The following is a 12591-nucleotide window of genomic DNA, read 5'->3' as shown; positions in this document are numbered from 1 at the left end:
GCTCGCCGCGTAGCAGCGATCTTCCGTCTCAGGCAAGCTGGGTGGGAGAATCCCTCCCAACGCCGCCGAGGAAGCATGTGAAGCGCAACCCGGTCGCGGAGAGGTCCGCGACCGACGCCGGCGCGCCGCCGTCCGTGCGCCCGGACGAGGGCTCCACGGTCAGCCCGCCCCCATGCGCGTCGAGGATGCCGCGCGCGATCGCGAGCCCGAGGCCGAGCCGCTCTCGACGTCGCGGTGCGACCGGGTCGGCGGGGATCGCCGCCCGCTCGCCGAACGGCTCGAGCAGCCGGGCGAGCGGCTCCGGCGGGACAGGTCCCGCCTCGTCGATGAAGGTCACCACCGGCATGCCATCGGCGCTCGAGACGCGGACCTGCACCGGCCGATCGCGCGATCGCAGGATGGCGAAGCCGAGCACGTACTCGAGCGCCACCCGGAGGAGCTCCGGATCGCCCTCCACGGTGGGGACCCCATCGGGCTCGGCCTCGAAGGAGATCTGCACACCGCGCGCAGCGGCCGTCCCCTCGAGCTGCACGGCCGCCCGACGGACGAGCTCGCCCGCATCGCAGCGGGCGATCGACATCGGACGGCTCGCGTCCGCGCGGAGCCAGATGGAGTTGTCGAACTCGTCGAGCAGCCGCTTCAGCCGCTCGCCGGCGCCGCGCACGCGCTCCAGCATGTCGCGCGGCGCTGGCCCGAGGTCCTTCTGGTAACGCAGAAGATAGTGGACCCCCGCCAGCATGGTCGCCAGCTCGCCCCGTAGATCGTGGCCCACCCGCGCGAAGAACTCGTCATCCATCCACATAGACGCCTGCTCCGAATATGCAGCAACGCGGACCTTGAGCATCAGACGAGCAAGCCAACTGTCGTCGGGACCGCCCCGAAACAGCCGTCGCCAGACGCTGAGGTCGAACCGCGCCGAGACCTCATCTACGCTGGACAGTTGATGGTTGCGGATAAGCGACCTGGGCACAAGGTGTAGCCAGGGTTCAGGTTTCGCCTTCACCAACGCAGGGGGACCTTTCCAGGAACGCCGGCGGGGGGTCGTTGCCCTGCTGCCGCGCATCGAAGCCGAGCACCTGGGGAGCGCTGTCAGCCGAGCCGCGAGCGGGGGAGCATGTCCGAGGCAGAGCGCAGAGAGTTCGCCGAGCAGCACGACGAGGAGGTCGACGAGGACACCCTGGTGGTCGAACGACGTCGCCGGGTCCTCATCGTGGACGATGATCCCGATTTCCTCGTCATGGCGGAGGCGGCGCTCGCCGCGCACGGCTTCCTGGTAGAGCGGGCGGCGGGTGGGCTGCGCGGCGTGTTCCTCGCGACGCAGGACGTGCCGGATGTGATCTTGTGCGACCTGAGGATGCCCGGCATCGACGGCTTCGTCGTCGCCGAGGCGTTGCGCGCCGACCCGGCGACCCAGCACGTCGCCATCTTCGCGTGCACAGGCCGGCGCGATCTTGAGGCCCGCGCCGCCCTCAACGCCTCGGCCTTCGACGGCGTGCTCGTGAAGCCGGTCGACTGGGACAGCGCCGCTCGTCTGCTCCACGAGATCGTCGGCGTCCGCCGGCACTACGGGCCTACCTAGGGTACGTAAGGAACAACCTTAGACTCCTTCAGGGCAAGTGCAGGGCGACCCCTGCGCGGGAGGGGAAATGCCCGGCGTCGGGCCGGCAATAAGGTATACAAACATCGCGTGACCCGAGCGGATCGCCCCCTACATGACCTGCGTGACAGACCGGCCGCACGGTGCCGGAGTCGTTCACGCCGATCGGGCGGCGCGCCGAGGAATGGAAAGGTTCACTGGGATGGAAGTGAAGTGTGACGACAACGCGTTCTCGCCGCTCGTCCTGGTCGTGGACGACTTCCAGGACAACCGGGAGATGTTCGCGGAATACCTGTCCTTCTCCGGGTTCCGCGTGGCCGAGGCCGCGACGGGGCGGGAGGCGCTCGATCGCGCCTTCGAGCTGATCCCGGACCTCATCCTGATGGATCTGTCGCTCCCGGAGATCGACGGCTGGGAGGCGACGCGCCACCTCAAGAGCGACCCTCGCACGAAGCGGATCCCCATCGTCGCGCTCACCGGTCACACGCTCGCGGGGCACTCGCGCGAGGCGAAGGACGCGGGGTGCGACGCCTTCCTCACGAAGCCGTGTCTGCCGGACACGCTCGTGCTCGAGATTCGCCGCCTCCTGTCGCGCGGCGACGGCGACGCGCGGGGCGCGTCGTCGCAGCCGGAAAGAACGACCTGACGCGCCGCTAATCCCCTCCCCGGCCAGCCTGCGCAACCTGTCCGGCGCACACGAGCTCGCGAAATCGCCGAGACGCGCGAGACGCGAGACGCGACACCAACGAGAGAAACAGCGCACGTGCGCTCCCGCGTTGGCAGGACTTGACTGAGGCACCACCTGACTATCCCCAGCACAGTCTTTCTGGCTAACTGATCGCCTGAGAGACAAGAGGGAACGAGGATGGCGGGGGTGACGAGAAAAAAAGCCGGTAAAGCCGCGACGGACAGCGCGGATTCAGCGCACGGCCGCCCGCTCCGCGGGCGCGCCAGCACGGTGCCCCTGCGCTCGCCGAAGAGGGGCTCGACGTCCACTGCGGCGAGCGGGCCCCGCTCCGCGGGACCGGCTACCCTGCGCGCCAGGGTGCCCAGGCGATCGAAGGCGGACGCGGACCGGCATGCCCCACGGGGCGATGCGGCTGAGCGCGAGCGGATCGAGGAGCAATGCCAGCTTCTGGAAGGTCGCGCGGAGGCCGCCGAGCGCATGCTCCGCGAGACCGTGTCCACCATCTCCCACGACCTCAGGAACTCGCTGAGCGTGATCGTGGTCAGCGCCCGCATGCTGATGCGCTCGATCCCCCAGGACGGCCCGGGCCGGAGGCAGCTCGAGGCGATCACCCGCGCGACGGACGAGATCAACCAGCTCGCGCAGGACCTGATCGACGCCATGAGCATCGAGAGCGGCTCGCTGAAGGTCGGCAAGGGCGCGCACGAGGTCGAGCCGATCCTCGACAGGGCGATCGAGCTCGTCGCGCCGACCGTCGCGCTGAAGCCGCTCGAGATCGCGAAGGAGCTGCCGCACGACGTGCCGCCCATCGCGTGCGACCGGGAGCGCATCGTTCAGGTCATCGCCACCCTGCTCGGCAACGCGATGCGCTTCACACCCAAGGGCGGACGCATCACCGTGCGCGCGGAGCCCGCGGGCACCGACGCGCGATTCTCGATCTCCGACACCGGCCCCGGCATCTCGCCGGATCAGCAGCCGCTGCTGTTCGCCCGCCACGCGCCCCCTCGCCGGCCGCTGGGACAGGGGATGGGGCTCGCGGCGTTCGTCACCAAGGGCATCGTGGAGGCCCACGGCGGCACGATCTGGGTCGAGAGCTCGCCGGGCCAGGGCAGCACGTTCTTCTTCACCATCCCCGCCGTCGGGCTCTCGGTGCGCGCAACGTCCTGACGGACAGCCCGTGCGCCGCGGGAGGGGTGCGCACCGCCGCGCGCCGCTGGAGCGGGGCGCGCGCAGCGGGCGCGCGTGCGGTCAGGCCGGTCCGAGCGCCGAGAGCCAGCGGCGGAGGATCGCGCGACCTTCCGACAGCTTTTGCAGCGACGCCCACTCGTTGCGCTGGTGCGCCTGGGCGTTCTCGCCGGGACCGAAGTTCACCGCGGGCACGCCGAGCTCTGCGAAGCGGGCCACGTCGGTCCACGCCTGCTTCGGCTCGACCGCGGCGACGCCGGCCTCGCGCAGCGCCACGACGAGCGGGTGCGACGCGTGCGGCGGCGCCGAGGGGCTGAGGTCGCGCCAGTCGATCTCGGCGCGGCCGCCCACGAGCGCCTCGATGGTCCGCTGCGCCTCCTGGATCGAGGTCCCGGGCGGGAAGCGGTGGTTCAGGTTGATCGTGAACTCGTCGGGCACGACGTTCCGCCCGCGCCCGCCCTGCGCCATCGTCGCCGTCGTCACGGCCCGGTAGACGAACCCGTCGATCTCGACCTCGCGCGGCGCGAGGGCGGCGAGCTCGACCAGGAGCGGGCCCGCCTTGTAGATGGCGTTCTCCCCCTGCCACGGTCGCGCGCTGTGCGCCGTCCGCCCGCGGAACGTCAGCCCCGCGTGGAGCGAGCCGCTCGCGCCGAGGCTCAGCTTGTTGTCGCTCGGCTCGAGGCACACCGCGAGATCGAGCGCGCGGAGGCCCGGCTCGCGCTCGATGACCAGCGCGAGCTCGTTCTCGAGGTACGGGCCTTCCTCCCGGGCGTAGAACACGAGCGTCAGATCGACCCCCGCGACGTCCCTCCGCTCGCCCTCGGCGAGATCGAGCATCAGCGCGAGGCCCGACTTCATGTCGCTCGCGCCGGGGCCGTAGAGGCGATCCCCCTCGATCCGCGGCGGCCCGTCGTGCGAGGTGCGCACCACGTCGAGGTGCCCGGCCAGCGCGATCTTCGGGCCGCCCGTGCCCTGCGTCACCTGCACGACGAGCGAATCGCCGTGACGGCGCACCGGCGCGGCGAGCTGCGCTCGCCCGAGCCGCTCCGCCACCGCGCAGCACAGCTCCTGCTCCTCCCCCGTGGGCGACGGGACGGAGCACAGCCAGAGCAGCGTGTCCGCGAGCGCGGCCCCGGCCGCCGCGTCCTGGTCGGGCCGCGCGCTCACACCGGCACCGCGAAGTCGCGCAGCGCCGCGTTGAGCGACACCTTGCGGTCGGTCGCCTCGCTCCGCTTGCCGATGATGAGCGCGCAGGGGATCGCGAACTCCCCCGCGGGGAAGCGCTTCGGCCGCGTGCCCGGGATGACCACGCTGCGCGCCGGCACCCGGCCGCGGTGCTCGACGACCTCGGGCCCCGTGACGTCGAGGATCGCCGTCGACGCGGTGAGCACCACGCCAGCGCCGAGCACCGCCTCCTCCTCGACGACGACGCCCTCCACCACGATCACGCGCGAGCCCACGAAGACGCCGTCCTCGATGATCACCGGCCGCGCCCCCGGCGGCTCGAGCACCCCGCCGATGCCGACGCCCCCGGCGAGGTGCACCCCCCGACCGATCTGCGCGCAGCTCCCGACCGTCGCCCACGTGTCGACCATCGATCCCGAGCCGACCCACGCGCCGATGTTCACGTAGCCGGGCATGACGATCGCGCCCTGCTCGAGGAACGCGCCGTAGCGCACCGTCCCCGGCGGGACGACGCGGACGCCCGCCTTGTCGAGCCCTCGCTTGAGCGGGATCTTGTCGTGGAACTCGAAGGGGCCGACCTCCATCACGGTCATGCTGCGGAGCGCGAAGTAGAGCAGGATCGCCTCCTTGATCCACGCGTGCGTCACCCACCGGTGCGCCGCGCCCTCGCCGCCTGGCGCCGCGGCCTCGCCGCCCGCCTGCGGGGTCTTGTCGGGCTCCGCGACGCGGAGCAGGCCTTGATCGAGGCACTCGATCGTGCGGAGGACCGCGGCCTCGTGCGCGGGCGAGCGCAGGAGCTCGCGGTCGCGGAACGCCGCCTCGACAAGGGACTTCATGGATTCTTCGGTGGCCATGGCGCCGCCTTTAGCACGGCCGCGCTAGCACCGGCACCGACGTCAGAACGTCACGGTGACGACGCGGCCGCCGATCCCCTCGACGAGCTCGATGCGCGCGCGGCGCGCGACGACGCGGGCGACGGCGGCGGCCGGCTCGCCACCGTCGCGCAGCACCACGTCGAGGGAGACCACCGGCGCCCCCTCGCGCGGGCCGCGCTCCGCGATGCGCACGGTCGAGCGCCCGTCCGGCAGGCGGGAGACGGTGAGGTGAGGGCTCGCGATGCCCGCGGCGCTGACGATGCCGACCGCGAGCTCCATGAGCCCGCTCACGGCGCGCACGTCGCCCTCCACCTCGTTGGCGCGGCTGTCCGCGGAGGCGACCGAGATGCCGACGACCGGCCGCCCCTCGACCGCGGTGGCGCTCCAGTTGCGGAGCACGTCGATGAGATCGAGCGGCGTCGGGCGCAGCTCGAGGGTCGCGATCACGAGCTCGGACAGGCGCAGCGCGCCGCTCAGCTCCCGGGCCGTCCTGCGCACCGACGCCTCGAGCGCGAGGCGCTGCCGCGCGTCGATGCCGCGCTCGGAGCCGGCGCGCTCCCCGCGGCCGCGCCCGGGGCCGCGCCCCGGCGGGGCGCTCGCCGCGGCGCGCGACAGCTCTTCCGTGAGGCGCGCGACCTCGACGCCCGCGTGCTCGAGCAGCGCGCACGCGGCGTCGGCCGCCGCGGCGTCGTCGGTCTCGACGAAGCCGTCGCGGACCGCCGCGGAGAGGCTGTCGAGGGCGGAGACGAGCGCCGCGCACCCCTCACACACCTCCGGCAGCGCGAGGGCGACCCCGCGCGGCCCGACGCGGCGCGAGCCGAGCAGGTGCGCGAAGCTCTCGATGCCTGCAGCGCCGTCCCGCGCCGCGCCGAGCGCAGCGGCGAGCCGCTCGCCGAGCATCAGTTCGTCGCGCTCGGAGCGACCTCGTAGCCCGCGAAGAAGTAGCCGATCTCGCGCGCGGCGGTCGCCGTCTTGTCGGATCCGTGGACCGCGTTCTCGCCCACGTTCGCCCCGTACAGCTTGCGGATCGTCCCCTCCGCCGCCTTCGCCGGGTCGGTCGCGCCGATGACCTCGCGGTACTTCGCGACCGCGTCCTCGCGCTCGAGCGCCATCACCAGGATGGGGCTGCGCGACATGAACGTCACGAGCTCGTCGAAGAAGCCGCGTCCCCGGTGCTCGGCGTAGAAGCCTTCCGCCTCCGCGCGGGTGAGGTGGATGCGCTTCATCGCTTTGATCGTGAAGCCCTCCTGCTCCAGGCGGGCGATGATCGCGCCGGCCGTGTTCTTTTCTACCGCATCAGGCTTGATGATTGAGAGGGTTCGCTCGAGGGCCATGGGCGGCCCAGTTAGGCGAAAACGCTCAGCATTGCAAGCGCCACACATTCTGTCCGCAAGATCCGCAATCCGTCCCGCTGCGCGCCCCCGGCGCGCTTCCGCGCTCCCGTCGTTTCCGCCCGCCTGCCGCCACGCCGCTCGCGGTGGCTCTCCCGGCTGCGCCCGGCGCTGCCCCCGGAGCTGTCTCCGTTCGGGCCGCCCGCCCTCCGGCGCGCTTCCCTTCCGCCGTCCGTCGCGCCTCGCAGCGCTCCCCTCGCCCTCGCGCTCCACCGCCTGCTCGCGGGAGCTCCGTCTCGCGACGTCGACGCGCGGCACGCGCGATCGCCATCAAGCTGTCACAATGCGCTGCTACACCCATCGGCCATGCCGAGCCACGTGCTCATCGTCGAGGACGAGCGCGACCTGCAGCGCGTCCTCACATACAACTTCCGTCAAGCTGGGTTCGATGTGGTCTCCGCCGGGAGCGGAGAGACCGCGCTTCGCGCGGTCAAGGAGGAGCGGTTCGATCTCGTCCTGCTCGACCTGATGCTCCCGGACATGTCGGGCACCGAGATCTGCCGTCGCCTCAAGCAGAACCCGCAGACCTCCGCGGTCCCCGTCATCATGGTCACCGCCAAGGGGGAAGAGATCGACCGGATCGTCGGCTTCGAGCTCGGGGCCGATGACTACGTCGTCAAGCCGTTCAGCGTGCGAGAGCTCATCCTGCGCGCCCGAGCGATCCTCAAGCGCTCCGAGAGCCCCACGTCGGCCCCGGAGAAGTTCGACTTCGGCATCCTGCGGGTCGACCGGGCCGCGCACAGGGCGTGGGTGCAGGAGAACGAGATCGCGCTGACGGCGCTCGAGTTCCGCCTGCTCACGATGCTCTACGATCGCCGCGGGCGCGTGCTCTCGCGCGATCTGCTCCTCGACGAGGTGTGGGGCTCGCACGTCGACGTCACCGCGCGCAACGTCGACACGCACGTGAAGCGCGTCCGCGAGAAGCTCGGGGCCGCCGGCGACTACGTCGAGACCGTGCGCGGCGTCGGCTACCGGTTCCGCGCCGAGCCCGAGGTCGCCTAGAGGCCCCATGCTCGTGCTGAGGCAGCTCGGCGTCGGCGCGAAGCTCGTGGCGGCGACGGTGCTCGTCCTCCTCCTCGCGGGCGTCCCGATCGAGCGCCTCGCCGCGCGCGAGTTGGAAGCGGCGCTGCTCGCGGAGCACAGCCCGCGCGCCGCCGTCGACGCGGCCCTCTCGCGCTCGCGGCGGACCCTGCTGTTCGGCATGGGCGCCGTGATCGTCGTCGCCATTTCGGTCGGCGCCGCCACCACCTTCTTCATCACGCGCCCCATCCGGAGGCTGACCCGCTTCGCGCTGGCGATGTCCGAGGGCGACCTGTCGACGCGCGCGCCCCTGCGCGGCTCGGGCGAGCTCCGCCAGCTCGCGCGCGCGCTGAACCACCTGACGAGCGAGCTCTCCCGCTCCATCGCTGAGGTCCGGACCGAGCGCGACCTGCTCGCGGGCATCCTCGACGGCATGAGCGAGGGCGTACTCGTGCTTGATCGCGACGGGCGGATCCTCCTCGCCAACCGGGCGCTGCGCGCGATGGCCTCCCTCGGAGAGGACGCGCTCGGCCGCTCGGTCATCGAGTCGATCCGCAACGCGCGGCTCACCGAGGCGATCCAGCTCGCCGGCCAGCGGGACGAGCCGGTCGACGTCGAGGTCGAGCTCGGGCGGGCGCTGCCGAGGCGGCTGCTCGTGCGCGTGTCGCGCCGGAAGGGCCCGGCGCGCACCGGACGTGACGCGCTCGACGCGCTCGACGCGCGCGCGGAGCACGGCGGCGCGTCGGCGGAGCCGGGGCTCATCGCGGTGTTCCACGACGTCACCGATCTCCGCCGGCTGGAGACGATCCGGACCGACTTCGTCGCCAACGTGTCCCACGAGCTCAGGACGCCGGTCACCGCGATCAGCACCGCCGCCGAGACGCTGCAGCTCGGCGCGCTGCAGGACCCCCTCGATGCCGCCGAGTTCGTCGACGTGATCGATCGGCACGCGAAGCGGCTCCGCCACCTCGTCGACGACCTGCTCGACCTCTCGAAGATCGAGGCGAAGAGCTTCCCCCTCGCGCTGGCGGAGCTCGACATCGCCCCCGCGATCGATCACGTCACGCACCTGCTCGCCGAGGCGGCGCGCCGGCGCAGGGTCACGGTGACCGTCGACGCCACCGCGCTCCCGCCCGCGCGGTGCGACCGCCGCGCGCTGGAGCAGGTGCTCATGAACCTGCTCGACAACGCCATCAAGTACGCGGGTGAGGGCGCTCACGTCACGGTGAAGGCGCGCTCGATCGATCACCAGGTGACGATCGCCGTCTCCGACGACGGGCCCGGCATCCCGCCCCACCACCTGGGCCGCATCTTCGAGCGGTTCTACCGCGTGGACGCCGGCCGCTCACGCGATCTGGGCGGCACGGGGCTCGGCCTCGCCATCGTGAAGCACCTGGTCGAGCTCATGAACGGATCGATCGAGGTCGAGAGCGCCATCGGCCGCGGCACTCAGTTCACCGTCCGCCTCGCGCGCGCCGTGTGAGCCCGCAAAGTCAGGGAAACACGGTACTCACCGTTCCACCCTGCTGTCACACAGCTGTCACAGAACTCGATTACGCCTGATGGTGCATGGCTCGAATTCTGCTCACCCTGGCGATGTTCCTCCTGGCGACCGCATGCGGTCGCTCCGACGCTCCTCAAGAGGCCGGCTCACTCCCCGGCGCGAAACCGAACGCGGCGCCACAGCCGACCGCCGACGGGGAGGTCACCCTGACCGGCGCGGGCGCGACGTTCCCGTACCCGCTGTATACTAAGTGGATCGCTGAGTTCCAAAAAGCCAACCCCAAGGTCAAGATCAACTACCAGTCCATCGGCTCCGGCGGCGGGATCCGGCAGATCACCGAGCGGACCGTCGACTTTGGCGCCACCGACGCGCCGATGAGCGAGGAGCAACTCGCGAAGGCTGCCGGCATCCTGCACCTGCCGACCTGCCTGGGCGCGGTCGTGCTGACCTACAACCTCGAGGGTGTTGCGTCAGGCCTGAAGCTGACGCCGGAGGCGGCCGCGCACATCTTCCTGGGCAAGATCAAGAAGTGGAACGACCCGGCCATCCAGAAGGAGAACCCGGACGTGAAGCTCCCCGACAAGGAGATCGCAACGGTTCACCGCTCGGACGGCAGCGGGACGACCAAGATCTTCGTCGACTACCTGACCGCGGTGAGCCCGGAGTGGAAGAGCGGCCCCGGGGCCGGGACCAGCGTCAACTGGCCGGGCGGCCTCGGCGCCAAGGGCAACGACGGCGTCTCCGCCCTCATCACGAGCACGCCCGCCTCGATCGGCTACATCGAGCTCGCGTACGCGATGCAGAACAAGCTCACCTTCGCCTCGCTCAAGAACAAGAGCGGGAAATTCATCGCCCCGTCGCTCGAGAGCACGACCGCCGCGGGCGCCGGCGTCGCCACCCGGATGCCGGACGACCTCCGGGTCTCGCTCGTCGACGCCGAGGGCGAGGACGCGTACCCCATCGCCGGCTTCACCTACCTGCTCGTGTACCAGGAGCAGAAGGAGCTCGCGAAGGGCAAGGTGCTCGCCAGCTTCGTGAAATGGGCGCTGCAAGACGGCCAGAAGTTCACCAACGATCTCCACTATGCGCCGCTGCCGACGGCCGTGGTGGAGAAGGTCAACAAGAAGCTCGCCGCGGTGGTGGGCCCTGACGGCAAGCCCCTCCTCACCCCATCACCATGAAGGAAGGCGCGTCAGCGGCGCATACGGCGCTCCGTCGCGCGTCGCCGACGCGCGCGCAGGATAGGTCCATGAGCACGGTAGAAGTCCCGATGCAACAAACTGCCTCGTCCGCCCCGTGGGTCGACGCGGCGCGTGGCGCGCGCGGCGCAGACCGAGCGTTCCGCGTCATCCTGACGGCGTTCGGCCTGACGGTGCTCGCGGTGCCCACGCTGATGGTGCTGCAGCTCATCCGGTCATCCCGGCTGGCCATCGACAAGTTCGGCCTGGGGTTCCTCACCGGCACCGTGTGGGACCCTGCGCGCGAGCAGTTCGGCGCGCTGCCGTTCGTCTACGGCACGGTCGTCACCTCGCTGATCGCCATCGCGCTCGCGGTCCCCGTCTCGCTGGGCCTCGCGATCTTCCTGTCGGACCTGGCTCCCCACCGGATCCGCAAGCCGCTCGGCTTCATGGTCGAGCTCCTCGCGGCGATTCCGAGCGTCGTCTACGGGTTCTGGGGCATCGCCGTGCTCCGCCCCTGGCTCCGGGACACCGTCGAGCCGTTCATGATCAAGTACTTCGGCTACCTGCCCCTCTTCGAGGGCCCGCCGCTCGGCTTCGGCATGTTCGCCGCAGGCGTCATCCTCGCGATCATGATCGTCCCCACGATCACCTCGGTGTCGCGCGAGGTGATGCAGGCGGTCCCGCAGCTGCATCGCGAGGCGGCGATCGGCCTCGGCGCGTCCGCGTGGGACACCATCCGCTACTCGGTCCTGCCGTCCGCGCGCTCGGGCATCATCGGCGCGATCATCCTCGGGCTGAACCGGGCGCTCGGCGAGACCATGGCGGTCACCATGATGATCGGCAACGTCCCGAAGGTGAGCGCCTCGATCTTCCACCCCGGGTACTCGATGGCGAGCGTCATCGCCAACGAGTTCGTCGAGGCGACCAGCGACATGTACGTGTCGGCGCTCTCCAAGATCGCGCTGCTCCTCTTCGGGGTCGCCCTCGTCCTCAACCTCTTTGCCCGGTGGCTCGTGAGCTCGACCAAGAGCAAGCTGGAGAGGCGCGCATGAGCAGCGACACCCCTGCCCCCGTGACGAGCCCGTCCATCGCCCCCAGACGCACGCTGCTCGCGCCCGCGCCCGGCGAAAGCCTGCGTCGCGCCCGCGGCTACTTCTTCGAAGGGCTCTGCGTCGCGAGCGCCGTCGTCGTCCTGGTCCCGCTGTTCTTGATCTTCATCTATGTCGTCAGCAAGGGCCTGAGCGGGCTGTCCCTCGACTTCTTCACCCAGCTCCCGAAGCCGGTCGGCGAGGAGCGGAGCGGCATGGGCAACGCCGTCGTCGGCACGCTCATCCTGATCGCCATCGGCTGCAGCATCGGGCTGCCGACAGGCATCCTCGCCGGCATCTACCTCGCCGAGATCGGGCGGGGCAAGCTCGCGAGCGCCATCCGGTTCATCGCCGACGTGCTCGGCGGCGTGCCCTCGATCACCATCGGCGTGTTCGTCTACGCCCTCGTCGTGGTCACGATGAAGCGCTTCTCGGCGCTCGCCGGCGGCATCGCGCTCGCGATCGTGATGCTCCCGACGGTGACCCGCACGACGGAGGAGCTGCTCAAGCTCGTGCCCGCGCACCTCCGCGAAGCGTCGCTCGCCCTCGGCGTCCCGGAGTGGCGCACGAGCCTCCTCGTCGTGCTCCGGACGGCCTCTCCGGGCATCGGCACCGGCGTGATGCTCGCCGTGGCCCGCATCGCCGGCGAGACCGCGCCGGTGCTCCTCACCGCGCTCGGCTCCCAGTACTGGAGCTTCGCCATCGATCGCCCCATCGCCTCGCTGCCGGTCCAGATCTGGAGGAACGCGACCTCGCCCTACCCGAAATGGCAGCAGGAGGCATGGACCGGCGCGCTCGTGCTGATCGCCATCGTCTTCTTCCTCAATTTGCTCGCCCGCGTCGCCACGTCCCGGAGCGTCAAGGCGCGTTAAAGGCA

At 71.0% G+C, this 12591-nt stretch carries 13 protein-coding genes; 8 read left to right on the top strand and 5 right to left on the bottom strand.

The window, feature by feature from the left end:
• Positions 1-28 precede the first annotated feature (28 nt).
• Positions 29-1003: a sensor histidine kinase gene (locus WMF36_RS15495; RefSeq protein WP_437581916.1), complete on the bottom strand. Its 975-nt coding sequence runs from the start codon at positions 1001-1003 to the stop codon at positions 29-31.
• Positions 1004-1114: 111 nt separating this feature from the next.
• Between WMF36_RS15495 and WMF36_RS15490 the strand changes: the two genes are divergently transcribed.
• From WMF36_RS15490 to WMF36_RS15480, 3 genes are all read left to right on the top strand, one after another.
• A complete protein-coding gene (locus WMF36_RS15490; protein ID WP_437580383.1) occupies positions 1115-1579 on the top strand; it encodes a response regulator in 465 nt (154 codons plus the stop codon).
• A 220-nt stretch (positions 1580-1799) separates the two neighbouring features.
• Positions 1800-2243 carry a response regulator gene (locus WMF36_RS15485; RefSeq protein WP_437491218.1) on the top strand — a complete coding sequence of 148 codons (444 nt, stop codon included), beginning with the start codon at positions 1800-1802 and terminating at the stop codon, positions 2241-2243.
• Between the two features lie 519 nt (positions 2244-2762).
• Positions 2763-3452 carry a sensor histidine kinase gene (locus WMF36_RS15480; protein ID WP_437580382.1) on the top strand — a complete coding sequence of 230 codons (690 nt, stop codon included), beginning with the start codon at positions 2763-2765 and terminating at the stop codon, positions 3450-3452.
• A gap of 81 nt (positions 3453-3533) precedes the next feature.
• On the opposite strand, the gene dapE is transcribed toward WMF36_RS15480, so the two are convergent.
• The 4 genes from dapE to ndk are packed head-to-tail and all read right to left on the bottom strand — an operon-like array spanning position 3534 to position 6864.
• Complete coding sequence (gene dapE / locus WMF36_RS15475; RefSeq protein ID WP_437580381.1) at positions 3534-4637, bottom strand: succinyl-diaminopimelate desuccinylase; 1104 nt, start codon at positions 4635-4637, stop codon at positions 3534-3536.
• The gene (locus WMF36_RS15470) at positions 4634-5509 is read right to left on the bottom strand and encodes a 2,3,4,5-tetrahydropyridine-2,6-dicarboxylate N-succinyltransferase (protein WP_437580379.1); all 876 of its coding nucleotides are present in this window, start codon (positions 5507-5509) and stop codon (positions 4634-4636) included. Before WMF36_RS15470 ends, dapE begins: the two co-directional genes overlap by 4 nt.
• Before the next feature lie 42 nt (positions 5510-5551).
• Positions 5552-6430, bottom strand: coding sequence for a hypothetical protein (locus tag WMF36_RS15465; protein WP_437580378.1), 879 nt, complete (start codon positions 6428-6430; stop codon positions 5552-5554).
• Positions 6430-6864, bottom strand: coding sequence for a nucleoside-diphosphate kinase (ndk, locus tag WMF36_RS15460; protein WP_437580377.1), 435 nt, complete (start codon positions 6862-6864; stop codon positions 6430-6432). Before ndk ends, WMF36_RS15465 begins: the two co-directional genes overlap by 1 nt.
• Before the next feature lie 363 nt (positions 6865-7227).
• Here ndk and WMF36_RS15455 point away from each other — a divergent pair, with 363 nt between their 5' ends.
• The 5 genes from WMF36_RS15455 (at position 7228) to pstA (ending at position 12586) form a co-directional block, all read left to right on the top strand.
• Positions 7228-7923 carry a response regulator gene (locus tag WMF36_RS15455; RefSeq protein ID WP_437580376.1) on the top strand — a complete coding sequence of 232 codons (696 nt, stop codon included), beginning with the start codon at positions 7228-7230 and terminating at the stop codon, positions 7921-7923.
• Positions 7924-7930: 7 nt separating this feature from the next.
• A complete protein-coding gene (locus WMF36_RS15450; protein WP_437580375.1) occupies positions 7931-9424 on the top strand; it encodes an ATP-binding protein in 1494 nt (497 codons plus the stop codon).
• 86 nt (positions 9425-9510) lie between these two features.
• Positions 9511-10626, top strand: coding sequence for a phosphate ABC transporter substrate-binding protein PstS (gene pstS / locus WMF36_RS15445; RefSeq protein ID WP_437580374.1), 1116 nt, complete (start codon positions 9511-9513; stop codon positions 10624-10626).
• A gap of 68 nt (positions 10627-10694) precedes the next feature.
• Positions 10695-11678, top strand: coding sequence for a phosphate ABC transporter permease subunit PstC (gene pstC / locus WMF36_RS15440; RefSeq protein ID WP_437580373.1), 984 nt, complete (start codon positions 10695-10697; stop codon positions 11676-11678).
• Positions 11675-12586: a phosphate ABC transporter permease PstA gene (gene pstA / locus WMF36_RS15435; protein WP_437580372.1), complete on the top strand. Its 912-nt coding sequence runs from the start codon at positions 11675-11677 to the stop codon at positions 12584-12586. The genes pstC and pstA overlap by 4 nt, the downstream gene beginning before the upstream one ends.
• Positions 12587-12591 lie beyond the last annotated feature (5 nt).

This window comes from Sorangium sp. So ce887 (assembly GCF_051521455.1).
Lineage (GTDB): Bacteria > Myxococcota_A > Polyangia > Polyangiales > Polyangiaceae > Sorangium.
Note: the sequence above shows the minus strand (reverse complement) of the source record. Positions and strands in the feature narration are given on the sequence as shown.